The sequence below is a fragment of the Mycobacterium sp. MS1601 genome (assembly GCF_001984215.1).
Lineage (GTDB): Bacteria > Actinomycetota > Actinomycetes > Mycobacteriales > Mycobacteriaceae > Mycobacterium.
Map to the genome: position 1 here is coordinate 5,180,307 of NZ_CP019420.1, position 24,842 is coordinate 5,205,148.

The 24,842-nt window shown below is 64.8% G+C and carries 21 protein-coding genes and 1 pseudogene; 17 read left to right on the forward strand and 5 right to left on the reverse strand.

Going from position 1 to position 24,842, the window contains the following annotated elements; translation table 11 throughout:
* Positions 1-299: 299 nt before the first annotated feature.
* Both BVC93_RS24970 and BVC93_RS24975 read right to left on the reverse strand, forming a co-directional pair.
* On the reverse strand, positions 300-668 hold the full coding sequence (locus BVC93_RS24970; protein WP_083739789.1) for an STAS/SEC14 domain-containing protein: 369 nt from the start codon (positions 666-668) through the stop codon (positions 300-302).
* A gap of 21 nt (positions 669-689) precedes the next feature.
* A complete protein-coding gene (locus BVC93_RS24975; RefSeq protein ID WP_083739790.1) occupies positions 690-1,328 on the reverse strand; it encodes a hypothetical protein in 639 nt (212 codons plus the stop codon).
* Positions 1,329-1,540: 212 nt separating this feature from the next.
* On the opposite strand from BVC93_RS24975, the gene ppsA reads away from it, so the two are divergent.
* The 8 genes and pseudogenes from ppsA to BVC93_RS25010 all read left to right on the forward strand — a co-directional run bounded on the left by ppsA (position 1,541) and on the right by BVC93_RS25010 (position 11,462).
* The gene (gene ppsA / locus BVC93_RS24980) at positions 1,541-3,820 is read left to right on the forward strand and encodes a phosphoenolpyruvate synthase (protein WP_083739791.1); all 2,280 of its coding nucleotides are present in this window, start codon (positions 1,541-1,543) and stop codon (positions 3,818-3,820) included.
* A gap of 7 nt (positions 3,821-3,827) precedes the next feature.
* On the forward strand, positions 3,828-6,431 hold the full coding sequence (gene mgtA / locus BVC93_RS24985) for a magnesium-translocating P-type ATPase (protein ID WP_442928973.1): 2,604 nt from the start codon (positions 3,828-3,830) through the stop codon (positions 6,429-6,431).
* A 400-nt stretch (positions 6,432-6,831) separates the two neighbouring features.
* Complete coding sequence (locus BVC93_RS24990) at positions 6,832-7,707, forward strand: universal stress protein (RefSeq protein WP_083741318.1); 876 nt, start codon at positions 6,832-6,834, stop codon at positions 7,705-7,707.
* A complete protein-coding gene (locus tag BVC93_RS24995; RefSeq protein ID WP_083739793.1) occupies positions 7,704-8,333 on the forward strand; it encodes a zinc ribbon domain-containing protein in 630 nt (209 codons plus the stop codon). The genes BVC93_RS24990 and BVC93_RS24995 overlap by 4 nt, the downstream gene beginning before the upstream one ends.
* Positions 8,334-8,351: 18 nt before the next feature.
* A complete protein-coding gene (locus BVC93_RS33255; protein ID WP_157517068.1) occupies positions 8,352-8,501 on the forward strand; it encodes a hypothetical protein in 150 nt (49 codons plus the stop codon).
* 409 nt (positions 8,502-8,910) lie between these two features.
* Positions 8,911-9,333, forward strand: coding sequence for a hypothetical protein (locus BVC93_RS25000; RefSeq protein ID WP_083739794.1), 423 nt, complete (start codon positions 8,911-8,913; stop codon positions 9,331-9,333).
* A 464-nt stretch (positions 9,334-9,797) separates the two neighbouring features.
* Entirely contained in the window at positions 9,798-10,391 is a 594-nt protein-coding gene (locus tag BVC93_RS25005; protein ID WP_083739795.1) for an Rv1733c family protein, read from the forward strand.
* A gap of 200 nt (positions 10,392-10,591) precedes the next feature.
* Positions 10,592-11,462, forward strand: a pseudogene (locus BVC93_RS25010) (universal stress protein).
* 620 nt (positions 11,463-12,082) lie between these two features.
* Here the strand turns inward: BVC93_RS25010 and BVC93_RS25015 are convergent.
* From BVC93_RS25015 to BVC93_RS25025, 3 genes are read right to left on the reverse strand one after another with little or no spacing between them, the layout of a single operon-like run.
* Entirely contained in the window at positions 12,083-12,958 is an 876-nt protein-coding gene (locus tag BVC93_RS25015; protein WP_083739796.1) for a universal stress protein, read from the reverse strand.
* Positions 12,959-12,975: 17 nt separating this feature from the next.
* Complete coding sequence (locus tag BVC93_RS25020; RefSeq protein ID WP_083739797.1) at positions 12,976-14,034, reverse strand: zinc-dependent alcohol dehydrogenase family protein; 1,059 nt, start codon at positions 14,032-14,034, stop codon at positions 12,976-12,978.
* Positions 14,035-14,060: 26 nt separating this feature from the next.
* Positions 14,061-15,548 (reverse strand): bifunctional aminoglycoside phosphotransferase/ATP-binding protein, encoded by a 1,488-nt coding sequence (locus BVC93_RS25025; protein WP_083739798.1) that lies wholly within the window; start codon positions 15,546-15,548, stop codon positions 14,061-14,063.
* 203 nt (positions 15,549-15,751) lie between these two features.
* On the opposite strand from BVC93_RS25025, the gene BVC93_RS25030 reads away from it, so the two are divergent.
* From BVC93_RS25030 to BVC93_RS25070, 9 genes are all read left to right on the forward strand, one after another.
* On the forward strand, positions 15,752-16,612 hold the full coding sequence (locus BVC93_RS25030; protein WP_083739799.1) for a universal stress protein: 861 nt from the start codon (positions 15,752-15,754) through the stop codon (positions 16,610-16,612).
* A gap of 62 nt (positions 16,613-16,674) precedes the next feature.
* Complete coding sequence (gene dosR, locus BVC93_RS25035) at positions 16,675-17,325, forward strand: hypoxia response regulator transcription factor DosR/DevR (RefSeq protein WP_083739800.1); 651 nt, start codon at positions 16,675-16,677, stop codon at positions 17,323-17,325.
* Positions 17,326-17,410: 85 nt separating this feature from the next.
* Positions 17,411-19,096: a sensor histidine kinase gene (locus tag BVC93_RS25040; protein ID WP_083739801.1), complete on the forward strand. Its 1,686-nt coding sequence runs from the start codon at positions 17,411-17,413 to the stop codon at positions 19,094-19,096.
* Positions 19,097-19,215: 119 nt separating this feature from the next.
* Positions 19,216-19,578, forward strand: a complete 363-nt coding sequence (locus BVC93_RS25045) for a carboxymuconolactone decarboxylase family protein (RefSeq protein WP_083739802.1) — start codon at positions 19,216-19,218, stop codon at positions 19,576-19,578.
* A 38-nt stretch (positions 19,579-19,616) separates the two neighbouring features.
* Positions 19,617-20,615: an Acg family FMN-binding oxidoreductase gene (locus BVC93_RS25050; RefSeq protein WP_083739803.1), complete on the forward strand. Its 999-nt coding sequence runs from the start codon at positions 19,617-19,619 to the stop codon at positions 20,613-20,615.
* Between the two features lie 449 nt (positions 20,616-21,064).
* The gene (locus tag BVC93_RS25055; protein ID WP_083739804.1) at positions 21,065-21,943 is read left to right on the forward strand and encodes a universal stress protein; all 879 of its coding nucleotides are present in this window, start codon (positions 21,065-21,067) and stop codon (positions 21,941-21,943) included.
* Positions 21,937-22,197, forward strand: a complete 261-nt coding sequence (locus tag BVC93_RS25060) for a three-helix bundle dimerization domain-containing protein (protein WP_083739805.1) — start codon at positions 21,937-21,939, stop codon at positions 22,195-22,197. The genes BVC93_RS25055 and BVC93_RS25060 overlap by 7 nt, the downstream gene beginning before the upstream one ends.
* A gap of 3 nt (positions 22,198-22,200) precedes the next feature.
* Positions 22,201-23,850, forward strand: coding sequence for a SulP family inorganic anion transporter (locus tag BVC93_RS25065; protein ID WP_083739806.1), 1,650 nt, complete (start codon positions 22,201-22,203; stop codon positions 23,848-23,850).
* A gap of 109 nt (positions 23,851-23,959) precedes the next feature.
* Complete coding sequence (locus tag BVC93_RS25070; RefSeq protein ID WP_083739807.1) at positions 23,960-24,841, forward strand: universal stress protein; 882 nt, start codon at positions 23,960-23,962, stop codon at positions 24,839-24,841.
* The last annotated feature ends 1 nt before the right edge of the window (position 24,842 follow it).

Sequence of the window (24,842 nt, forward strand, 5' to 3'; positions counted from 1 at the left end):
CAGTTTTTCACGTCGGGAACGTGGCCGAAAGGCCCTACCTCATGGAGTATTTGGGCGCGGCCCAGGTTCTTTGAGTGTCAACACACCGCCGAAACCGGAGGTCGACCGCGTCCGAGTTCCTCGGCAACTGCACTTGCCGCCCATCGGCTCCCACGTACCCAATGGGTTGGTGATCGCATCTCTGAGTCCGCACGTCAAGACTGTCTGCACAGCTATCAGTGATGCCCATCCTGGGCCGGAGGTTTACGCGGGTGAGCGGATGCGCTTTGGTCCCGTCCAATAATGCGCGGGTGGGTTGCTTAACCGGCGGACCACTCCTTGGCTTGTTCGAGCTCGTCGAGGCCGAACAGTTTCAGTTCGCCGGGAACCATCCAGGCCAAGGCGTGCAGGGCGTGCGCTATCCACTCCTTGTCGGTGACCACCGCCATGCGCTTGAAGGACGAATGGTGCTGGAACACAACACCGAAACCCTGTTTGAGGTCCTCGGTGAGACCGCCGGGTCCAAAGCCCCGGTAGTCGCTGTCGATGACCTCGACGAACCGGATCTCGTCGGTGTCGAGAAGCTGTTGCATCGTGGGTCTGAACTCGCGGATGTCGTCACCGGTGAGCTTGCCGGAGACGCGGATGCCGGTGACACCCTCGGGGGTGTCGGGTAGTACCTCGATCATGTTGCGGTGTCCTCTCTGACGTCAGTGAACGTGCCGACCCGCGGCGCGGTCCCGGATTCCTCGCAGCATCCGTTGCTCCATCACGAAGTGCGGTACGTCGAACCAGAAGTGGCCGACGGGTGTACCGCTGCCACGGGCCACCAGCCTGATGCCGCCGTTGGTCGGACGAACAACGAAGCTCCACGAGCCGTGAGCTTTCCGTCCCTCCGTCAGACGGGTGAAATCAGCCGGCGAAACCAGCACCAGATGTGACTCAGTCCGCACGGCGGCGACGATCTGCCGCGCCGACTGGCCGTACCGCCGGGCCAGCCACACGGTGTCGCCGACGTGCAGCGGTTGCCACTCCGGGTGAATGTGGTTCGCATTGTGCATGTCTGCACCGAGGGCGCGTTCCAGCCATGCGTAGCTGTAGAAGCCGCCACGGCCTTCGCCCATCTGTGCCAGCCAGGGCCAGACGGCGTCAGCCGTGGCAGGGATCCAGATGGCTCGTGTGGTCCGCGGCAGTTCGGTTTCGGTGAGCTCATCGCCGGGCAAGGAATCGACGATCTCGTCGGGATGCGCGCCCCACGTGTACATCCAGGGGCGGAACAGGCCGCGGTAGAGGGCAATGATCCACACTGCAAACATGGCCAGCGCCAGTCCGAACCGTTGTTGTCCCATTCCCGCACGATCACATCCCGAGTTGTGCTGCATCAGGGTCGAAAGGCCGCACACCGGAGGTCTTGTGGGGTCTAGCCGCGGGACTCTGCGATCACACCCGGGTGCGTCACCGGGCGTGTGGGACCTAAGACACCGGCTGACTGGGACCTTCGCCGACGGGGTATGGTCCTGCGCCGCTACGCGCACCGGCCGGGGCCGACGACAGTGAGTGCATGCACGAGGACCGCTATGTCAAGAACATCGCTGAGCTGGGGATCACCGACGCCGAGGAGGCGGGCGGCAAAGGCGCCAACATGGGTGAGCTGGTGTCGGCCGGTTTGCCTGTCCCACCGGGCTTCGTCCTGCTCCGCGGCGCCTACGTCGAATCGATGCGCGCTGCCGGTGTTGATGCCGAACTGCGTGCGCTGCACGACGAAGCGCTGCACGCCGTCGCAGACTCCGGTCGTCTCACCGAGCTGTGCGGACGAATGCAGGAACTTGTCCACAAAGGGGGGTTGGCCGACGACGTGGTCGAGGCGGCGCTGTCGGCTTACCAACGACTCGGGAGGGGATGTGTTGTCGCGGTCCGTTCCTCGGCGACGGGGGAAGACGGTCGCGATGCCTCCTTCGCCGGGATGAATGCGACGCTGACCAACATCGCCGGTGAAACTTCGTTGCGCGAAGCCGTTGTGCGGTGCTGGATGTCACTCTTCTCGCCACGTGTGGTGGCCTACCGCGCGAGCAAGCATTTCACTGCCGAACCGGCAATGGCCGTGGTGGTGCAGCAGATGGTTCAATCGGAGAAAGCCGGTGTGGCGTTCACCGCGGACCCTAGCACCGGTGCTCCGGACCGAGTGGTGATCGAGGCTGCCTACGGGCTGGGTGAGGTGGTGGTGTCCGGCGCCGTGGAACCGGATACCTATGTGGTGGCCAAGGACACGCTCGAGGTGCTGGACGTCCGGGTCGGGCGGCAGGGTTTCAAGATCGTCCGCGGGTCCGACGGCCATGACCAACGCGTCACCCTGGACGCGGACCTGGCCGGCGCCCGGGTACTCGACGACGTTGAGTTGAGGCGCGTGGCCGATCTGGCGGTCAGCGCCGAGCGCCACAACGGATGCCCCCAGGACACCGAGTGGGCGATCAGCAACGGACAGACCTACCTGGTGCAGGCTCGTCCCATCACCACACTGCGCCAGGCGTCCACCCTGACACCCGACGATCACGCCGTACTGGTACGCGGACTGGCGGCCGCACCGGGGCTCGGTTCTGGACCGGTCACAGTGCTCGCGGATCCCGGCGAGGGCGACCGCCTTCGTGACGGGGACGTCCTGGTTGCCCAGATGACCAATCCGGACTGGCTCCCGACCATCCGCCGGGCCGCGGGACTGGTGACCGACACCGGCGGCATGACCTGCCACGCCGCCATCGTGGCCAGGGAGCTGGGGGTGCCGTGCGTGGTAGGCGCACGTAGTGCGACCACTGACCTGCATGACGGCCTGACGGTGACTGTCGACGGCACCCGGGGACGCGTCCTCGCGGGGAAGATCGAGGTGGCGGACCCGGCCGGCGTCGGTGCGGTGGTGGATCGGTACGGGCCGCAACCACATGTCGCGGAGGTGACGGCCACCAGGGTGTACGTCAACCTGGCGATGCCGGACACCGCTGAGGCTGCCGCGGCGCTGGACTGTGACGGCGTGGGGCTGCTGCGTGCGGAATTCATGCTGACGCAGGCTTTGAGCGGCAGGCACCCCCGTGCTCTGATCGCGAGCGGCAAGCAGGCTTCACTGGTGGACGCGATGGTCGCGTCACTGAGTCGGATCGCCGCGGCCTTCTCGCCCCGCCCGGTGATATACCGCGCCACCGACTTTCGTACCAACGAGTTCCGCAATCTCGCCGGTGGCGACTCCTACGAGCCGCTGGAACACAATCCGATGATTGGCTACCGGGGGTGTTACCGCTATGTCAGCGACCCGAGCTTGTTCGATCTGGAGCTGCAGGTCCTGGCGCGGGTTCGAGAACAGTTCCCGAATCTTCAACTCATGATTCCGTTTGTGCGGACCAAATGGGAGTTGGAACGGTGCTTGGATCTGGTGGACGCCAGTCCGCTCGGCCGACAGCGCGGTCTGCACCGCTGGGTGATGGCCGAAGTGCCCTCGGTGGTGCACTGGTTGCCGGAATACATCGGCCTCGGTATCGACGGCGTGTCGATCGGCAGCAACGACCTGACGCAGCTGCTGTTGGGCGTAGACCGGGATTCCGAGATCTGTGCGGAGTTGTTCGACGAATCCGATCCGGCGGTTCTCCATGCTATCCGCCGGATCATCCACACCGCCAACAAGTTCGGGATCACGTCCTCCTTGTGCGGGCAGGCGCCGTCGACCGATCCCGCCTTTGCCGAGTACCTCGTGCGAATGGGCATCACTTCGGTATCTGTCAATCCGGACGCCGTGGATGGCGCTCGACGCGCGATCGGCGCCGCGGAACGGCGGGTGCTCCTGGATGCGGCCCGGTGAACCCAGCGTGACGACGCAGGTCCTGCCACACAAGGTGAGCCCGGAGCAGGTGTGCGTCGCTTCGATCCCGGAGTTGCTGACGTCATTGAACGCGTCGAGGGCGGGCTTGTCCGGCCGAGAGGCTGCCGACCGACGAGCGAAGTGGGGGCCGAACGCCGTTCGCACACACGGCGTCAGTGCCCTGCGGGTTCTTCTCCGTCAACTCGACAACGCTGTCTTGGGTTTGCTGGCCGCTACCGCGGTGGTCTCGTACTTCCTCGGGGATCGCACTCAAGCGTTGATCATCGGCGTCATCCTGGCCGTCAGTGTCGGACTGGGTTTTGTCAACGAATACCGGGCCGAGCGCGCCACTGCGGCACTCCATTCGCGGATCCGCCATACCGCAACAGCGCTGCGCGACAACATGATGACGGAAGTCGATGTGGTCGACCTGGTGCCCGGTGACGTGATACGACTGGAACTCGGGGAGTTGGTTCCCGCCGATGTTCGGCTGCTGGAAGTCAACGGTTTCGAGTGCAACGAGAGCATTCTCACCGGTGAATCCGGTAGCACCGAGAAAACCGTGGGCACGGTGGCGGGGGCCGCCCTGGCTGATGCGGCGAACCTGGCGTTCATGGGCACCGTGGTGACTGCCGGTGATGCCACTGCCCTGGTGTACGCCACCGGCGCCGACGCGCAATTCGGGCGCATCGCGGCCGGGCTCGGCGAGCGCGAACCGGAAACCGAGTTCCAGCTGGGCCTGCGTCGATTCTCGTATCTTCTGCTGTGGGTCGCGCTGACGCTCACGGGCGTCATCATCGTCATCAACCTCCTGTTACGCCGGCCGGTGATCGAGTCCGCGTTGTTCGGCCTCGCCATTGCCGTGGGCATCACGCCTCAATTGCTGCCCGCTGTCGTCAGCACCAGTCTGGCGGCCGGCTCTCGCCGGCTGGCCAGCCTGAAGGTGCTGGTCAAGCGGCTCATATGCATCGAAGATCTCGGTGACATCGACATACTGGTCACGGACAAGACGGGCACATTGACCGAGGGTCGTATCGAACTCGTCGACGCCGTCGATCCCGGGGGCGTCCACGCTGACCCGGTGTTGCGTCTCGGCATGCTGGCAACCGAGATCGACCCGGCAGTCGGCGGCAGGTGCGCCAATGAACTCGACGCCGCTCTGTGGAGCGGTAGGCCACCGGTCACCGGTGTCACACGCGTTGCTTTGCTGCCTTTTGACCATTCCCGCAGATCCACCACCGCACTGGTGGACGACGGCACCGATCGCGTTCTCGTGTGCAAGGGTGCCCCCGAACAGATCATGGACAGATGTGTGCGGGTGCCGGACACCGCGCGCAGGACGCTGGCCGCTCTCTTCGCCGAAGGTCGGCGCGTGGTCGCCGTGGCCACCAGAGCCGCCGACGGGATGTCCACCGTGACGGTCTCCGATGAAGCGGGCTTGTCGCTGCGGGGCTTCCTGGTGTTCGCTGACAGGCCGAAAGCCGCTGCCCGTCAGTCGCTTCGCGAGCTTGCCGCGTTGGGCATCGAGGTCAAGGTGGCCACCGGCGACAATGCCGCTGTCGCCGAGAAGGTCTGTACCGAGCTCGGTTTGGTGTCCAAGGGGTCGGTTACCGGTGCGGACCTCGCGGACATGACTGCCGAGCAACTCGACACCGCTGTCGCCGAGCTCACGATCTTCGCCCGTGTCTCGCCCGAACAGAAGGCCCGGGTGATCTCGAGCTTGCGGCGGCACGGCCGCTCGGTGGCTTTCCTCGGTGATGGAGTCAACGACGCACTGGCATTGCATTCGGCCGATGTCGGTATCTCGGTCGACAGCGCCACCGACGTGGCCAAGGACGCCGCCGACGTGGTGCTCATGGACAAGGACCTGGGTGTGCTTGCCGCAGGTGTCAGCGAAGGGCGCCGGATATTCGCGAACACGATCAAGTACGTGCTGATGGGTACGTCGAGCAACTTCGGGAACATGTTCAGCGCAGCGGCAGCTTCGGCCGTACTCAGCTTTCTGCCGATGTTGCCAAGCCAGATCCTGCTCAACAACCTGCTCTACGACACGTCGCAACTGGCCATTCCATCAGACCGAGTGGACGACGAACAGCTACACGCCCCGTCACACTGGAACATCGGCTTCATCAGGCGCTTCATGCTGACTTTCGGCCCCATCAGTTCGCTTTTCGACTTCATGACCTTCGGTCTGATGTTGGGTGTCCTGCACGCCGGTGCCACCGAATTCCGCACGGGCTGGTTCGTGGAATCTCTGGCCACCCAGACGCTGATCATTTTCGCGGTGCGGACCAGACGGGTGCCCTTTCTGCGCAGCAGACCGAGTGTGCCATTGATCTTGGCGACGCTGGCCGTCATCATGGTTGGCGTCGCGGTGACCGTCACACCCCTGAACCGTCACCTCGGATTCACTCCATTGCCGTGGCAGTTCTTCGCTGCTCTGGTGGCGTTGACCGCTGTTTATCTCATCCTTGTCGAAGTAACCAAGTCGGTCTTCTACGCCGAACCCCTCGGTGCCCCCTCCGTGCGTCGCACCCGCGGCCATGTTCATCGCATCCATCGGCGTGCCGCGCGGTTCAGCTCGCGGGGCCGTGCCAGATGGACGAACTGAGCGTTCAGGGGGGACTGCCCACCGGGTAGCGATGGTCTCGTTGGTCATCTGCTCATGCTGAGGCGCCGTGCCCGCGGTCACCCAGGGTCCAGTGAACCTGGAAGCCAACGGCTTAGGGCACGTTCGAGCCGCCGGTTGCCGGGTGGTGTCCCGATACCGGTTCGCACAGTACCCATCGGGGTATCGCTTGGCCGACGCCGGGCGGGTGACCACCGGCACCCGCCAGACGGGACCAACGACCCTGACCGCGCCGGCGCTCGCCCCATAACGTCTTACTCATCAAAACCGGCAGTGACGCCAGGCAGGTGTTGTCGTGGTAGACCCACGACGACGGTGGTGTTGAGAGTTTTCGTCACCACTTGCGAGTCGTCGTGCCATCCCGAGTGATCGGAGACAGATGATGACAAGAGCAGACACTCGCTACGGCATTCTCGTCGGAGTCGACGGTTCTGAAGAGTCCGATGCCGCCGTCCGCTGGGCCGCCACGGAGGCTGCGAAACTCGGTGTCGCGATCACTTTGATGCATGCAGTCGAACCGATCGTGATCAGTTGGCCCATGGCTTCATTTCCCGAGACGATCGCCGAAGCCCAACGTGAAGCTGCAGCGACCGTGATCGGCCGGGCCACCGAGGTTCTCTCGGCTACCGGTGAGAACGTGGAGGTCCGCACCGACATGCAATTCTCCGGCGCGGTTCCGGCCCTGGCCGATGCGTCGAAGGATGCTCTGATGGTCGTCGTCGGCAGCCGGGGGATGGGCGCCATCGGGCGAGCGGTGCTCGGATCGGTCAGCGCCGGGTTGGTGCACTATGGGTTCGGTCCCGTTGTGGTGGTGCACGTCCAGGACGGGCACTTGCCAGACGAAGCAGCCCCGATAGTCCTGGGCATTGACGGATCGCCGGCCTCCGAAGCGGCCACCGAGATTGCCTTTGCCGAAGCGGACCGACGCAGGGCGGAGTTGGTGGCTGTACATGTCTGGAGCGATGTCGGAGTGCTGCCGGTGATCGGTTTGGACTGGCGGGAGTTCGAACAGCGCGGGGAAGAGGTGCTGGGTGAGCGGCTGGCGGGCTGGCAAGAGCAGTACCCCGACGTCACGGTCAGGAGGCGGGTCCTGTGCGACAAGCCCGCTCACTGGCTGCTCGAGGAGGGGCGAGACGCGCAGCTGATCGTCGTCGGCAGCCATGGCAGGGGAGGCTTCTCCGGAATGCTGCTGGGATCTGTGAGTTCAGCGGTGGCGCATTCTGCGCACGTTCCGGTGATGGTGGTGCGACCTCGATGACTCGGGACGTCAAGATGACCACGCCCCACGACGCCGACGACATGGCGATGTGCCCCAACGGTCATGTAAATCCCGCAGACTGGGATGTCTGTGGCGAGTGCGGGGAATCGCTGGAGCCAACTCGGGGTCTGCTCGGCTGGTTGCACAGTCCTGCGTTCTGGGTCGCGTTGGTGGCCTCGGCGGTGGCCCTAGTCGGCGCGGGGGTATTACTGGGGCACAGCGCTTCTGGCCCCGGTCAGCACGTCGATGACGCGGCCGCCAAACGAGCGGCCGTCCAACAGTGGTGGACCTCGGCCCGTTCGGATGTCGACGAACTGGAGTCTGCGCTGGACGACTCGCAGCGTGCGGTGCGGCAGTGGGACTCTTCTGCGTTCAACGACGCCTGTCAGCGCATGCACGATGCGGCGGCAGTGGGTGTGCCGCAACACCTCCCCACCCCTGACCCCCAAATCTCTGCCGAACTCGACGCAGCTGCCGAGGATGCCCACAGTGCGTCACACATGTGTCTGGCTGCCCTGGCTCAGACCCGCAACAACTATGACGGCGAATTCATCGCTGCGACCGAGCAAGCCGAGACACACGTCAAAGAGGCAAAGGCGCTCATCGACCTCGGCTTGACGGCATAGAGCACACACGGAGGTCACATGGTCACCATGAAGATACTCGATTCGATCAAACGAATCATCGCTGCGGACACCTACATTCGTCGCCGCGAGGAGACGGCGAAGGATTCAGAGCCCCGAGTTCTGCCGCGGGAGACCGGCCAGGGTCCGCAGCCCACCCTGGGCCCCTGAAAGGGGCGAGTGCTGGTCGCCGGACCCTCACCGGCCCCGCCGACGGCACCCACCGTGATGCGGGCAGAGTGCGAACGTCGACCGGCCTTGCGCGTCGGTGGCCACCGCCGTCGTGTTCCGCCTTGTGCCGTAGAGCCACGTCCACAATGTGCTCGAACACCTCCCCGAGGATGTTCGAGCGTTGTCGAGACCAGAACCTGTGTGCCCCGCATGGTCGGACGGTATGTGCGCAGGACCTAAGGCTCCGCCACGTCGAGCCGTCTTCCCCTACCGTCGATTTCCCTCTTGCTGGTGTCATCTGAGTGGGCGGCGGCATCAGGCCGCAGCCGACATTCGCGGACAGAACGTGGAGGCAAAGACCGTGAAACACATAGCGAGGACAACTGATCGCACGCGAGTGATTGCCCGAGTGCTCGGACCATATCTGATAGTGGTGACGCTGGCGGCGGTGGCGAGAAGCCAACAGATGCCGGCGCTGATGTCGGACTTGACGACGAGCTCTGCCTTGTTGTGGGTGACAGGCGCGTTCGTTCTGCTCATCGGTCTGACTGTGATTGCCGCACACACCAGTTGGCGCGGTGCGCCGGCCGCCATAGTCTCGGCCATCGGTTGGCTCACCGTCGTCAAGGGGGCGCTCCTCGTGACGTTTCCCCAGGTGTCGGTGTCCATAACGGAGACGTTGATGGGGCGTAACGGTTGGTGGCAGGCATCGATGCTGGTGACGGCGGCGGTTGGGGTTTATCTGACATACATCGGGTGGGTGCCACGCGGCGCCGGATTGCCGGCGTCGGAGGCCAAGACAGCTCCGAGGGATCTGCCTCGTGCGGCATGAACCGCCATCGGATCGAGCCAGGATCGGGGAGACCGATGTAGTGAGTCACCACCGGATGGGCATCCAGCGATGAGTGGCTGCACTTCATCTCCGTGACGGTGCGAGGGTCGTCACCCCCAGTAGTTGGCCCCGCTTCGAACGCGCCGATGGCGACGTCTGCATCTCCGCTTTCGGTCACGTTTCGATGCCCAATCATCGAGATGGCAGGGATGTGCGGTGAAGAATCACAAGTACCGCTCGCGCTCGCTGAGTTCCCCGGTCAGCCGCGTCACCGCCGTACGATCTCGGAGCGGGAGATGCCATACCTCGTTCCAGGTGACCTTTGGCGCCACTGCGTACGGCGATCGTGCAGGGCCAATGCCCCGCACAGCAGTGACTTTGGCCCCTCCGCCCGAGCGGGCGGTCTCATTCATCATCGACGTGTAGACAGACGAACGTCGCTCTCGCTCCTCGGAGGGGCTGCCATGGACACCGTGCATTTCACCGTCAAGAACACGTTGCTGCTGCGAGCTTGCGGTCGTAATCCGCTGGTGCGGAACAGTGATCGCGTGGAAGCGATCTCCACCCTATTCCTGGTGGCCATCCTGGTTCTGTTTGTGCCTGTTGCCGGCGCGATCGGCACCGCCGTACACGACAGCCAGACGACATATCGCACCGATGCCCTGGCGACACGGCAGGAGAGGTCTGCGTTGGTCACGGACAACAGCGTCAATGTGACAGCTCCTTCCGACACGGGATCGTTGACGCCGGTGCGTTGGTCGGTGGGAGACGAGATCCACGAAGACGTGGTGCGGTCCAAAGAGTGGTATCAGCGCGGCGACGAGATGACGATCTGGGTGGACCACCGCGGCGTCCGCGTGCCGGCGCCGCCCACTCCGGCGGACGCCGCTCTGGCTGCGGTGATGGCGGCTGTCGCCACGTGGCTGGGCGTCGCAGCGGCAGCAGCGCTGGGACGCGCGATGATGCAACGTCGCCTGGACCACAAGCGATACACGGAGTGGGACAACGAGCTTCACCAACTCGCCGACGGCGACGGGAAGCACCCGCGGCACACATGATCGCCGCCGAGAGACCTCATCGCTTCCTTGAGCGCTCCACTCGAATTGGCTGCCAGGTCATGCGACCAGGCGACGGCAGGCGAATCCGTTGGGGTGGGACCAGTGTCACGCATCAGACAGGACCAACGCCTCTGCCCGGGTCAGCTGCGCCGCAATAACGTCAGTACATCGACAGGTGAAGTGAGCCGGAGGCTACAGAGATGACCAGAGAAACTCGCTACGGCATTCTCGTCGGTGTCGACGGCTCCGAGGAGTCCGACGCAGCCGTTTGTTGGGCGGCCGCCGAAGCTACCCGTCTCGACCTGCCCATCACCTTGATGCATGCGGTGGTTCCGATCGTCATGAGTTGGCCGGTGGCTCCTCTTCCCCCGACACGCTGATCGACGCTGAACGCGAGGCGGCGGAGCAGGTCATCGCGCGGGCGCGCGCCGTCGTGGCAGCCGCCGACGAGACACTGAAAGTGCGTTCGGAAGTGGTGTTCGCGGCGGCCGTGCCGGTGTTGGCCGATGCGTCCAAGGACGCATCGATGGTGGTGGTCGGAAGCCGCGGGATGGGAGCGTTCGGGCGGGCCGTGCTGGGTTCGGTCAGTTCGGGACTGGTGCATCTCGGGCACGGCCCGATTGCGGTGGTCCACGCGCCGGATGGTCGCGTGCCGGATCCGGCCGCTCCGGTCATCCTCGGCGTCGACGGGTCACCCGCCTCCGAGGCGGCTATCCCGCTGGCCTTCGCTGAAGCCGACCGGCGCAGAACAGAACTGGTGGCGGTGCATTCGTGGAGCGATGGGGGTTGCTGCCCATGCTCGGCCTCGATTGGCGAGAGTACGAGCAGCGCGGCGAGGAGTTGTTGGGGGAAAGACTCGCCGGTTGGCAGGAGCAGTTCCCCGATGTCTCGGTTCGGCGCCGTGTGGTGCGCGACAAGCCCGCGCGGTGGCTGATGGAGGAGGCGCAATACGCGCAACTCATCGTTGTGGGAAGCCATGGCCGCGGCGGCTTCTCCGGGATGTTGCTGGGTTCGGTCAGTTCGGCGGTGGTGCATTCGGCACAGATCCCGGTGATCGTGGTCCGTCCGTGAGAGCGCGAGAGCGCGGGGTGTCACGCGATTCCGCCATGCGGCAGAACGCGTTTCAAGGACGGCAAAGCGACTGGCCGCCGCGGGATCGGCGAACGCGGCATGCCCCCAACCGCCCACGGACAGCGCTGTAATGCGGCGCCAAGCCCAACGCTGCGCGTAGCCTTCGCAGAATCGCGGCTGCCAACAGGTGGAATGTGGCCGTGACTACCCACAGCGCAGTCGGCCGGAAGGTGCTCGATCGGTAGCGGCCACGTAGACCCGCCACCATGTCGTCACGCTGATCGCTTACATGGGGTCCGGCTGCTCGGTTGTCTGCTGCTCGGGCTCAGGCCGGGTCTCGCTGGGGGCCCGCCATCCCGGTGGAGGCGCGCCGTAGGGGGAGTGACGGTGATGCAGATACACGCGTGGTCGATCATCACCGTGGTCACGGGATGGATTCATCACGTTCCTTGTCTCAATGGGTGAGCGGGGCTCCGTTCGGGCCCGCTTTGCCTGCCACACAGGCGATATCTCTGAAGTTACGCCGTGGGGAGCCCGAGCGCTGGAGGCTTTGGTCCCGAAGTTGGTTACTGCAGGCCGGCCGGGCACCCGGCGAGCGCCGCGATCACCTCTTCTGGAACTCAGAATCGTTTGGCGGCCGGGCAGATGAGGACAGGAACGGGACTGTGGTGCAAGAGATTGAGTGCGGTCGACCCCAGGAGCGTGGCCGCCAGGGCGTTGCTGCGATGAGTGGCGACCACCAGCAGTTGGCAGTCGGCGGCGTGGTCGAGCAACAGTTGACTCGGCTTGGCGCGCTCTACGACACAGTGGACATCGACTTCGGGAAACCGGACGGACCATGGGCGCAGAGCGGCGCAGAGTGCCTCGGTTTCGCTGCGTTGCAGGGCGTCCCAGTCGATCAGATAGGGCACTTCGACGCTATCGGCAGGCAGGCGAGGGTTCCAGGCATGGACTGCGGTCACCGGGGCGCCGAAGTCGTGCGCGTACTCGAAGGCGGCCCCGAGCGCGGCATCGTCGGCGCCACCGAGAGCGACACCCACCACCACTTCAGCAGTGGTCGGGGTCGCGACATTGCGCCACGCCACCACGGGGCAGTCCGACCGGGTCGCTGCGGTCAAAGTGGTGGAGCCGAGCAGCAGCGCTGCGGAACGACCGACGTCTTCGCTGCCCACCACGACCAACCGGGCGTGTCGACTGCGCCGGATCAACGCGACGTCGGCCGGCTCGGACACCTCCTCGGTGTCGACCGCCACATCGGGAAACTCCCGCACCACAGCCTGAGCTGCCGTGTCCAGGATCGTCGTCGCAACAGCGCACCGGTCTAGGTCTGCCGGCTCGGCCTGGGAGTACACCAGGTGCAATGAGGTCTGGTGGGCACGCGCGAGGTGCGCCGCCCACCGTGCTGCCCCGCCGCTGCTCTCCGATCCGTTGACGCCCACCACGACCGGCAGTGATTCGTGTGTGCCTGCGTCCGGTGATCCGGAATCCTGTGTCACGAGGCGCTCTCCACGAGTCAGCCTTCGGCGTGGTGCGTGGGGGCCAGCAGCACCTTCAACGCACCGGTGTCGGCTGACTGGCTGAACACGTCATAGGCGAGGTCGAACTCGTCGAAGCCGAACCGATGGGTGATCATCGGGGTGGTGTCAATCTGGTGTGCTGCTACCAGCCCGACCAACGTCGGCGTCGAGTGTGTGTCGACCAGCCCGGTGGTGATGGTCAGATTCTTGCTCCAGATGTCCTCCAGGTGCAGGGTGCCCGGTGCTCCGTGCACGCCGATATTTGCGACGTGGCCGTTCGGGCGAACCAGCCGCACCGCTTGTTCGAAGGTCTCAGGGACGCCGACGGCTTCCATCGCGACGTCGGCGCCGAGACCGGCGGTGAGACCGTCGATGACCGAGCGGGCATCCTGTGCCGTGGCATCGACGACGATGTCGGCGCCCAGCTTGAGGGCAGCGTCCAAACGTGCTGCGGCGACGTCGATCACCACGACATGTGCGGGGCTGTACAGGCGGGAGGTGAGGATGGCTGCCAGTCCGATGGGGCCTGCTCCGATGATCGCCACCACGTCGCCGGGGCGGACCGTACCGTTGAGCACTCCCACCTCGTAGGACGTGGGCAGGATATCGGCGAGCATGACCATCTGTTCGTCGCTGACTCCTGGCGGGATCTTGTGAGTGCTGTTGTCGGCGAACGGAACACGGACGAACTCCGCCTGGGTTCCGTCGATCAGGTGGCCGAGGATCCAGCCGCCGCCGCCGAGACACTGGCCGTAGTGACCGTCGCGGCAATAGCGGCAGCTGCCGCAGGCACTGATGCAGGACACCAGCACACGGTCACCCACGGCCAGATTCTCCACCGCTGCTCCGATTTCGGTCACGGTGCCCACCGCCTCGTGACCGAGCACCCGACCCGGCTGCACCTCGGGAACGTCTCCTTTGAGGATGTGCAGGTCGGTTCCGCAGATGGTGACGGCATCCACGCGGACAACAGCGTCGGTGGCGCGTTGGATCACCGGGTCGGGTACCTCTTCCCAGGACCGCCGGCCGGGACCGTGATAGACGAGTGCGTGCATGAATCCTCTCCTCTCGAAATGTATCTTCAGAAAGCCGCAGAGCAGATGCTCTGAGCGTGGGTCACTGATTCGGCCACTGGGCGTCCCGTATCGACAACGTGCGCACCAGGCCAAGGTTGGTTGGTGATCTGCTCGGCGACACGAGCTGTCGCATCGGAGTCTGTCGGCCCGCGTGCGGTGAGTCTCGACTGGGCCTCGGAAAGGTTGGTCGTGCAACACAGTTGAACCAGTGCCGCGGATGCGCGTTGGGCGAGGTCGAAGGCTCTGCGCCGCTGCCGGGCATCGCGCCAGGTCCCGTCGAGGATCACAGATCTCCCCAGCCCCAGAGCTTGGCCTGCACGCTCGAGGACTTCGGCGTAGACGGCCGAGACATTGGCGGGATCATAGAGTCCCCGATCCACATCGCCCACTTCGCCGGTGATGCGGCCCCGGTGTTGGAGTTCTCGCCGCACCAGGTCGGTCGAGATCACCTGGGCGCCCAGCACATCGCGTAATGCGGAGGCCAAGGTGGACTTGCCGGTGCCGGGACCACCACCGATGAGCACGAGTCTCACGGTGCCCGATCGAAGATGCCTCTGAGCGACATCGATATGCCGATACACGTCGGCGCGGGCAGCGCGCTGACCCTGGGTGACTTTGATGCAGTCCACTTTCGCGCGGACCACTGCTCGGTAGGCGATGTAGAAGTGGGCCAGTGTTGTGGGGGCCGGGTCGGCGGCTGCGCGGCGGTAGCTGTCGAGAAACAGCGCAGCCAACTCGGGCCGGCCGAGGAACTCCAGGTCCATCGCCAGAAACGCGGCGTCGTCGATGCCGTCGACATAACGCAACTGGTCATCGAACTCCAGGCAGTCCAGCGGTACCGGACCGTCCTCGGTGCAGAAGATGTCGTCGGTCGTCAGGTCGCCGTGTCCGTCGATCACCCGATGCTCCGCAACACGAGATGCGAACAGGGGGGCCCGTCCGGCCAGGAACCTCATGGCGAGTCGCCGCAGTTCGCAGATCTGCTCTGCCGTGACGAGTTCTCCGGCAAAGCGGTCCAGGGCTGACAGGTTCTCCTGCCAGCGTCCGGCGATGCCCGTGACCGACGCACAGTTGTCGATCACCGGTGAACGCGCCGCGCCGGCGTGGAACCGAGCCAGTGTTCGTGCCAGCGCGGTGAGATGACGTTCGGTGGGCTCGCCGCGTTCCAGCATGGGGCGCAACCGAATATCCTCGGAGTAGCGTTTCATCACCACCACCGGTTCCGGGGCTGCGCCGTCGGGAGTGTGAAAGTGCCCTACGCCGAGGTAGCTGGTGGGGGCGAGCCGACGGTTGAGGTCCACCTCTCGGGCGCACGCCCGCTCACGTGTCTCCCGCGTGCGGAAATCGAGGAAGTCGGTGACCACTGCCTTCTTCGACTTGTAGGCGCGATCGCCCACGAGAACGACGATGCCGGTGTGCGTCTCGCGCACCTCGACGTCGGCCGACCCGGTTGCCGCGCTGACTGTTGCGCTGACGACTGGCGGCCTGGTCATAAAGAGAATCCTGGTGCTGGCGCCCCCGGCTTCGCTGCGGCCGAACGTCGTGCCGTACGGCCAAAAGGTCCTGCCCCGCACGGGTAGAAAGTCATCAATGTGGATCGAGTGACCAAAGACTCTTTCCGCCTGTTGGCACTCGTGCCGATGCTGCTTGACACAACACGGCTACGCCGAGCAACAACGTCAGAGAGGAGGCCGCCGTGAAGGATCATTCGATACCTTCACCCGCCGTTGTGGTGGGCATCGACGGTTCACGCTCGGCGTTGGCGGCCGCGCTGTGGGCGGTGGACGAGGCGCTGGATCGTGACGTTCCGCTGCGGCTGCTGTATGCCGTCGCGCCTCGCCCGGTCCCGATGAACGCCGATGTGGCTGCGCGCGACCTGGCTACCGCGGAGATCGCGATCCGCGAGGCGTTCATGGCCGTCGAGTCTCTCGACAAGCCGGTCAAGATCGAGGTGGAAATCGTTCAGGATGATCCGATTCACGCTCTGTTGAATGCATCTCGATCGGCAACGATGCTGTGCGTCGGAGATCTCGGCATTGGGCGATCCACCGGACGGCATTACGGTTCTGTCGCCGCAGCGGTGTCGCGATCGACGCACTGCCCCGTGGCCGTCATCCGGCGAGACGACGCCGATCACCGCGGATGCGTGATTGCCGAAGTTGACGAATCCACGTCCTTCGCGGCAGTTTTGGACTTGGCCGTGAGCGAGGCGCGGATGCGGAAGTGCCCGTTGCGTGTTCTCACCGGGTCGCAACCCCGCTTCACCGACGTCGCCGATGCTCCAGATGCGGCCGAAGCCACCAGAGACGCCCAGACCCGACTCGACAAGCAACTCGACTGGTGGCGGCGACGCTACCCGGACCTCGACGCCGTGGCGGTCGCCACCCGCGGTTCCACATTGAACTACCTGGCTCAGCAAGACGATTCAATTCAATTGCTGGTAGTCGGGCCGGGGAATGGCCACCGACGGCCGGAAGCTGCGAAAGCCGATGCGCACAGTGCTTTGCGAGATGGCCGATGTTCGGTTCTCATCTCTGGTCGCCATGGCGCGCTGTGAGTGATACTGACTTCAGGGTTCGGCCTGCGACCGGAAATCGCGACGTCCACGAAAGGCCCGATATGGTGACCGTATTCCTTGTCGACGATCACGAAGTGGTGCGACGCGGACTCGTCGATCTCCTCAGCATGGAGCCCGACCTCGAAGTGATCGGACAGGCCGGCTCGGTGTCCGAAGCGCTGAGGCGGATTCCGGCACTCAAACCTGATGTTGCCGTGCTCGATGTGCGACTGCCCGACGGCAACGGTATCGAGTTGTGCCGCGAGCTGTTGTCGCGGATGCCGAATCTGCATTGCCTGATGCTGACATCGTTCACCTCCGACGAGGCGATGCTGGATGCGATCCTGGCGGGTGCCAGCGGATATGTGGTCAAGGACATCAAGGGTATGGAGCTGGCACATGCGGTCAAGGAGGTCGGCGCCGGGAAATCCTTGCTCGACACCAGGGCCGCCGCGGCCCTGATGGCCAAGTTGCGCGGAGCCGCCGAGCAGGCGGACCCACTGTCCGGGCTCAGCGATCAGGAGCGGGTGTTGCTCGACCTGCTCGGTGAAGGCTTGACCAACAAGCAGATTGCTGCCCGGATGTTCCTCGCCGAGAAGACGGTGAAGAACTACGTGTCCCGGCTGCTCACGAAACTCGGAATGGAGCGGCGCACCCAAGCCGCGGTATTCGTATCCAAACTGCACCGCGACGATGGGCCGGACTACACCTGAAGCTTCCTTTCGTTTCTGGGCTGATCAGAGCAGAATAAAGAGCGTGACCGGCACGGGGACCGGGGGTGCAGAACATCTACGCCCGATGGCAGCGACTCTGTCGCAGCTGCGGCTGCGGGAACTGTTGGGCGAAGTGCGCGATCGCATCGACGAGATCGCCGAGAGCCGGGACCGACTCGACGGACTCGTCGACGCCATGCTGACGGTGACATCGGGTCTGGACCTCGACGCAACCTTGCGGACCATCGTCCACACCGCCATCGAACTGATCGACGCCCGATTCGGAGCGCTGGGAGTGCGGGGCCACGACCACGAACTCGTGGAGTTCATCTACGAGGGAATCGGCGAGGATACCCGACGGATGATCGGGCCGCTGCCACAGGGACAGGGCGTCCTCGGCGCCCTCATCAGCGATCCTCGGCCCATCCGGCTCACCAACATCGGTGACCACCCGGCCTCCGTCGGCTTCCCCGCCCATCATCCGCCTATGAGGACTTTCCTGGGCGTTCCGATCCGCATACGGGATGAGGTCTTCGGCAACCTGTACTTGACCGAGAAGGCTTCCGGTCAGCCGTTCAGCGAGGACGACGAGGTGCTCACGCAAGCACTGGCTGCGGCGGCCGGTATCGCGATCGACAACGCGCGCCTGTTCGAACAGTCGCGCAGCCGCCTGGCATGGATCGGGGCCACCCGTGACATCGCCACGCAGTTGCTCGGTGGCGCCGATCCCGCCGGGGTGTTTCGCTTGGTGGCCGACGAGGCACTCAAACTGACCAACGCCGACGTCGTTCTGGTGGCCATACCTGCCGACCCGGAGGCGCCCGCGGCCGACGTCACCGAACTCGTGGTGGTGGAGGCGGTGGGCGACGTGCGTCGTGACGTCACCACTGCGCCCCCCATCCCTGTCGACGGGACTGTCTTCGGCCAGGTATATCGAGAGCGCGCACCACGACTCGTCGACGCGGAACAGGTTACGACGGACGTGTTCGAGGCGGAGGGGCCCGTGCTGTTGCTCCCGATGCGCACCACTGAGACCGTCGCCGGGGTGGCCGCAATCATGCGAGGGCCGGATACCGCCCCGTTCTCAGCAGAACAGCTCGACATGGCAGCCTCGTTCGTCGACCAGGCAGCATTGGCATGGCAACTGGCCAATTCACAGCTCCGGATCCGCGAACTCGACGTGTTGTCCGATCGCGACCGTATTGCCCGGGACCTCCATGACCATGTGATCCAACGCTTGTTCGGGGTCGGGCTCGCTCTGCAGGGCACGATTGCGCGCACCCGTTCTCAGGAAGCCCAGCGTCGCCTCGCCGACTGTGTCGACGACCTGCAAAACGTGATCCAGGAAATTCGCACCACCATCTTCGACCTGCACGGTGGATCGGCGGAGGTGACGCGGCTCCGGCAGCGGCTCGATGAGGCCGTCGCCCAATTCGCCGATGCGGACCTTCGTACGGTTGTCCAGTACACCGGTCCGCTGTCGGTGCTCGATGTCACGCTGGCAGAGCATGCCGAGGCCGTCATCCGTGAGGCCGTCAGCAACGCGGCGCGGCACGCCCGCGCGACCGAGTTGTCCGTTTCGGTGAAGGTCGCAGATGACCTGGTGATCGAGGTCGTCGACAACGGCGTTGGTGTGCCCGCATTGGAAACACTGACCGAGAGTGGCCTAGGCAACCTTCGTCGTCGAGCCGAGATGTGCGGCGGCACGTTCTCGATCTCGGCAGGCAGTGGCGGTGGCACCGTGTTGCGGTGGTCTGCGCCGTTGCCGTGAATACGGGGACGCCGAGCGTCGATTGAGCACGGGTCGCACCGCAAATGACGGTGAGATGCCCTTCTAGTCGTGACTTTCGCCCCTGTCGGCGTGGGCCACTGCCGAGGCAGCGTGATGGTATGAACAGCCGCCGGCCCTCACACCATGTTCTCGACACCCTGTGGCCCGAGTACCGGGCACTGCGACAGCTGAACCCCACGGTCCATCAGGCGCTCGACGAACTACGCGAGCAGGTGATGCTCGAGGGGGCTCTCACGGTGAAGGACAAGGAACTGATTGCGCTGGCCATCGCAGTGGTGCAGGGTGGCGACGCAGTGATCGCGGCGAATGCCAGGAATGCCGTTGCGGCGGGCGTGACCGAAGCAGAGGCTGCCGAGGCGATTGGTGTCGCTGTGATGATGCAGAGCGAACTCGCCACCATGAACGGCGCACGTGCTGTCAGCGCCTTCTCGGAATTCGAGAAGGCCGTGACCCGCGAATGAGGGCCACACGTGGAGACCTCCCAGCATCTCGAGGTGACATGAACGTCCATTTTCCCGACCACGCCACCGTGACCGCTGCCCTGGAGATGGCGAATCGCGCGCCATCGCTGCACAATTCACAACCCTGGCAGTGGCGAGTGGGATTGCGCAGCATCCATCTTCACGCGCAACCGTCGCGACAGCTACCCCATACCGATCCCGACGGTCGTGACCTGCTGGTCAGCTGCGGTGCGACACTTCATCATTGCCAGATCGCGTTTGCCGCACTGGGATGGCGTGCGGTGGTGCACCGGCTACCTGACCCTGGGCAACATCACCATCTGGCTGCCATAGAGCTGCACCGTGCGCTGCCCTCCAACGCCGAGATCGCCCTGGCCGCCGCCATTCAGCAGCGCTACACCGACCGGCGTTCCTACGCCGCCACGACCGTCCGCGCAGCCGATATTGCCCTCATGGGTGCGCGCGCTGCGCGTGTCGGGGTGACGATGCGACGGATGGAACCGACTACGGAATTCCGCGCCCTTCTTGCGCAGGCGGTATGGGCGCATGCCGGCGATTCCGACTACCTCGACGAATTGGCCGCGTGGTCCGGGCGCCACGCTGCGGATGACGGTGTACCCGCGCGCAATGTGCCGCCGTCGAACCCGCGCGCCGCGATCCCCGGACGACTCTTCGCCGACCCACAGCTGAGCTCGGGGGACGGTGAGGACTCGACTCGCGACAGTGGAGTGCTGCTGGCGCTCGGAACCGCCGAGGATGACACCATGGCGCGATTGCGCGCTGGAGAGGCCACCAGCGCCGTCCTGCTCACCGCTACCTCGCAAGGGCTGGTCAGTTGCCTCATCTCCGAACCACTCGAAGTTGCCGAAACGCGACAAGGCGTGCGGCAGTGGGCATTCGACGATCGCGAGTATCCGCAGATGATGATCCGCGTCGGCTGGTTGCCGGCGGGGCTCAGACGATTGCCACCCACCCCACGACGACCGCTGTCCGATGTCGTGGTACGCCTCGACGGTGGCGCGTTCGTGCATCGCTGAGCCGTGCTCTGAGGTCGGACCCTTCGCAGATCCATCGGCGTGCCAAAGCCTCTGCACAGCTGTGACTTTGGGCCCTTCGAAGTCGGGCCGGTTAAGTCCACCATGAATGTGCACCGACAGCAGGATCGAACGTCGCCTGGAGGACCGCCGTGGACACCCTTCACTTCACCCTCCGGAACCCGTGGATGTTGCGTGCGCTCGGCCGAAATCAGCTGGTGTGTGGCAGTGACCGCATTCCAGTGAGCTGGTCAGCCAATGGCCGCCGCCACCAGGGCTCAGTGCGTTCCCAGAACTGGCACCGTACCGGTGGCACAGAGGTAACCGCAGACGGTATACGACGTGGGATCGCGAGTTTGGGCACCTCGCCGGCGACGACAAACGCCCGCATCACCACTGATGCTCACGCCGTCAACGGATCCCCTGATGCTCGGAAAAAAGAAAGGCATGACATGGCTTCGAACACTGCCGGAAGCGAGATCGTGGTCGGGTATGACGGCACGCGAGCATCCCGGTCGGCTCTCGAGTGGGCCACGCGTGAAGCGGGCCTGTGCAACCGCAAGATCACCGTTGTCCACGTGATCCTGACACCCGAGATGGGCGAGTGGATCGATACGGCCATGTCGGAGCGGTACAACGCCGCGCGGCAGGAGCGCGCGAACGCCCTGCTGCAGGAGGCAACTGCACTGGTATCCAGGACGGCGAGCACCGATCGTCCGGTCTCGGTCGGCACTCGGGTAGCAACCGGCTCTGTGCTGGCGACACTTGTCGAGACATCCAAGGACGCCTACATGATTGTCGTCGGCCGTCGTGGTCTGGGCGCGTTGGCTGGGGTAGTCCTGGGCTCGGTTAGTCGAGGCCTGGTCGAACACGCACACTGCCCGGTGGTCGTGGTGCGCAACGAAGAGCAGCCGCCACCCGAAGCGCCGGTGGTGCTGGGAGTGGACGGTTCGCCTACATCGCAGGCTGCCACCGCCTTGGCCTTCGACCAGGCCTCCCGGCGAGGTGTTGATCTGGTTGCCGTGCACACCTGCAGCGACGACAACGTAGACATCGTCGATGTCGGTTGGGCAGATCTGGAGAAGCTGGGAGCTGAGGTGGTTTCGGAGCAGCTGGCAGGCTGGGTCGACCGATATCCCGATGTGTCGGTTCGTCGAATCGTGGCGCGAAACAGCCCTGCGCGATGGATTGTCGAACAAGCGGATTCGGGTCAGCTCGTTGTGGTGGGAAGCCATGGTCGTGGAGGGTTCGCCGGCATGTTGCTCGGATCGGTGAGCAACGCGGTGGTGCAGGCCTCCCGAGTGCCCGTGATTGTCGTCCGGCAATGCTGATCGAGAACGTCCCCGTTCAGCCGGGCGGTTCGTCGACGGTGGTGTTCGACAATGAGATCGACGAGATCATCACCGCGGTCTGCGCCAAATTCCCCGCATGTTCCCGCGCTGAAGTCGAGTCGGTGGTCGTGCAGGCCTACCGGCATCTGGCGGATCGGGCCACCGTGACCGCTCACTTGATTCCACTGACGTTGAACCGCAGCGTGCGGGTGCTGCGCAGAGCGCACCCGTCGCCTCGCTGCACTGATCGCTGAGCGATGCACGTCCGGCCGCAATCACTCTTCCCGGGCTTGATGAATTCCGCGCCCTACCAACGCCGCTGGTTACGTGGGGATCTGATTGCCGGCACGAGTGTGGCCGCGTATCTGATACCTCAAGCGCTCGCATACGCCACCCTGGCGGGATTGAGTCCCGTTGCGGGGTTGTGGGCCGCGTTGCCTCCGCTGCTGATCTATGCCGCGCTGGGTTCGTCGAGGCAACTCTCAGTCGGCCCGGAGTCCACCACGGCGCTCATGACGGCTGCAGTGGTTGCCCCGCTGGCGGCCGGGGATGACGTCCGTTACGCCAGCTGTGCTGCGGTGCTGGCTGTGCTCGTCGGCGCGCTGTGCCTCGGCGCAGCGTTGCTCAGGCTCGGTTTCCTGGCCAACCTCCTGTCGGAACCCGTGCTCGTGGGGTATCTGACTGGTATCGCTGTGATGATGGTGACCAGTCAGCTGGGCCGTCTCACCGGTTCGCAATCACAGGGATTGCACTGGCCCACAGTGGCTCTCAGTGCCACATCTCTAGCGGTCGTGTTTGCCCTCGAGCGCTGGGCCCCGCGTGTTCCGGGTCCGCTGACGGCAGTCGTGGTATCCATACTTCTGGTGGGCGTCCTGTCGTTGACGAGTAGCGGGATTTCGGTGGTCGGTGAACTGCCCATGGAGTGGCCGACAGTGACCTTTCCGGTCCTGGAACGCCAGGACATCGAGGCTCTGGTATTGCCCGCGGTAGGTATCACCATTGTCGCCTTCTCGGACAACGTGCTGACTGCTCGGGCATTCGCCGCCAAGACCGGAGACGAGATCGATACCAACGCCGAGTTGCGCGCACTCGGCGCCTGCAACGTCATTGTCGGTCTGACACAAGGATTCCCGGTGAGTTCCAGCGGCAGCCGGACCGCGCTCGGCGTCGCCTCCGGGTCCGCGACACAACTTTACTCCCTGGTGATGCTCGCGGTTGTGGCCGTGGCAGTGACCATCGGCGGCCAGTTCATCGCGATGATTCCTTCAGCGGCACTTGGCGCGATCGTCGTCTTCGCCGCGATCAAGCTCATCGATATCGACCAGTTTCGCAGGCTGGCCCGATTTCGCCGCAGTGAACTCATCCTTGCAGTGGCCACCACCGTCAGCGTCGCGTCGCTGGGAGTTCTCCAGGGCGTCCTCGTCGCGGTGGCGTTGACCGTACTCGATCTGTTGCGTCGACTGGCCCGTGCACACGACAGTGTGCAGGGCTTTGTGCCTGGGCTGGCCGGAATGCACGACATCGACGACTACCCCGATGCCCGGCAAATCGCGGGGCTAATGGTGTATCGCTACGACGCTCCGCTGTGCTTTGCGAATGCCGAGAACTTCAGGAAGCGGGCCTTGGCGGCCCTGAACACAGGTCCTGAACCGGTGCGATGGTTTGTGCTGAATGCCGAGGCCAATGTCGATGTCGATTTGACCGCGTTGGAGGCGCTGGATCGTGTTCGGGCCGAATGCGAACGCCGCGGCGTCGTCTTCGCGATGGCCCGGGTCAAACAGGACCTGCGGGACGCCCTCACGGCTGCCGGGCTGCTCGACGTGATCGGCGAGGACCGCCTTTTCATGACACTGCCGACTGCGGTCGCGGCATACGAACGCGCACGAGACGGGAACGCTCCGCAGTGACCGGGGCGGACCAGGGTGACCTTCGGCCCGTGATCGGTGGCATCGGCCTCTGTCCCGCTTGCGCACCTCCCGCGAAACTCGGTGTCTGGAACTACCGGAGGAGTTTGTCATGCAGACGCGCGCCGCAGATGTACCGTGCGATTGGCGACCACGGATCTCGTCGCAGCGGAGAGAATCAGCACGGGGCAACACGGCTGTGGTGGTGGGAGTCGACGGCTCCGCCGGTTCCATGGCAGCGGTGCGGTGGGCAGCTGGGGAGGCGGCCGGCCTGAGGCTGCCACTTCGACTCGTCTACGCGATCGATCCGGACGATGCCACCACCGCTCTGCCGACCGGGACCGCCCGATTGCGGAGTTCGGCACAGTCAACCCTCGAGCAGGCAGAGAACGAGGCGCAGCGAGTGGCCCCGCAACTCGATGTCGAATGTTTGATGGTGAACGGTCGGCCCGCGGTCACGCTGGCGGGGCTGGGGCGTCCGGCCATGATCTGTGTCGGGGCGTCGGCTCCCGCGGTTCCCCATCCAGGACATCACGCAAACGTGGTCACCGAGCTGATTCTTGCTGCCGACTGCCCGGTGGTGGTGTTTCAGGATGAGCCGCCCGGTTGCGGTTGGGTGGTAGCCGAGGTGGGCGCCGATCCTGACGCCGACAACATTCTGCGGTTTGCGGTGGGGGAGTCGCTCCGGCGGGGATTTCCCTTGAAGGTGGTGGCTGGTCCATACCGTGAGGGCGAGCTCACCAGCGTCGAGCTGCGCCGGCGAATCGAGCGGAGTCTGTCTCGCTGGCAGACAGCGCATCCCGAGCTGGACGCGCTGGTTGTCACCGAAACCTGGGAACTGGAACAGTATCTGAAGTGGTTTGCACCCACCATTGCGCTATTCATTGCCCCACGCCTGCAGGTCCACCAGATCGGTACCGTACTTCACCCGACCGCGGCAAGGGCGCTCGCTGTGCTGGACTGTCCGGTCGTGATCTACACACCCGGGCCCTAGG

Bases quoted from the DNA above. Each gene is read 5' to 3' on its own strand.
- BVC93_RS25005 (WP_083739795.1), top strand. From the start codon at position 9,798: ATGGACACCGTGCATTTCACCGTCAAGAACACGTTGCTGCTGCGAGCT.
- BVC93_RS25020 (WP_083739797.1), bottom strand. From the start codon at position 14,034: ATGCACGCACTCGTCTATCACGGTCCCGGCCGGCGGTCCTGGGAAGAG.
- BVC93_RS25060 (WP_083739805.1), top strand. From the start codon at position 21,937: ATGCTGATCGAGAACGTCCCCGTTCAGCCGGGCGGTTCGTCGACGGTG.
- BVC93_RS24970 (WP_083739789.1), bottom strand. From the start codon at position 668: ATGATCGAGGTACTACCCGACACCCCCGAGGGTGTCACCGGCATCCGC.
- BVC93_RS25050 (WP_083739803.1), top strand. From the start codon at position 19,617: ATGAACGTCCATTTTCCCGACCACGCCACCGTGACCGCTGCCCTGGAG.
- BVC93_RS24995 (WP_083739793.1), top strand. From the start codon at position 7,704: ATGACTCGGGACGTCAAGATGACCACGCCCCACGACGCCGACGACATG.
- BVC93_RS25070 (WP_083739807.1), top strand. From the start codon at position 23,960: ATGCAGACGCGCGCCGCAGATGTACCGTGCGATTGGCGACCACGGATC.
- BVC93_RS24975 (WP_083739790.1), bottom strand. From the start codon at position 1,328: ATGGGACAACAACGGTTCGGACTGGCGCTGGCCATGTTTGCAGTGTGG.
- BVC93_RS24990 (WP_083741318.1), top strand. From the start codon at position 6,832: ATGACAAGAGCAGACACTCGCTACGGCATTCTCGTCGGAGTCGACGGT.
- ppsA (WP_083739791.1), top strand. From the start codon at position 1,541: ATGCACGAGGACCGCTATGTCAAGAACATCGCTGAGCTGGGGATCACC.
- dosR (WP_083739800.1), top strand. From the start codon at position 16,675: ATGGTGACCGTATTCCTTGTCGACGATCACGAAGTGGTGCGACGCGGA.
- BVC93_RS25040 (WP_083739801.1), top strand. From the start codon at position 17,411: ATGGCAGCGACTCTGTCGCAGCTGCGGCTGCGGGAACTGTTGGGCGAA.
- BVC93_RS25025 (WP_083739798.1), bottom strand. From the start codon at position 15,548: ATGACCAGGCCGCCAGTCGTCAGCGCAACAGTCAGCGCGGCAACCGGG.
- BVC93_RS25045 (WP_083739802.1), top strand. From the start codon at position 19,216: ATGAACAGCCGCCGGCCCTCACACCATGTTCTCGACACCCTGTGGCCC.
- BVC93_RS25055 (WP_083739804.1), top strand. From the start codon at position 21,065: ATGGCTTCGAACACTGCCGGAAGCGAGATCGTGGTCGGGTATGACGGC.
- BVC93_RS25065 (WP_083739806.1), top strand. From the start codon at position 22,201: ATGCACGTCCGGCCGCAATCACTCTTCCCGGGCTTGATGAATTCCGCG.
- BVC93_RS33255 (WP_157517068.1), top strand. From the start codon at position 8,352: ATGGTCACCATGAAGATACTCGATTCGATCAAACGAATCATCGCTGCG.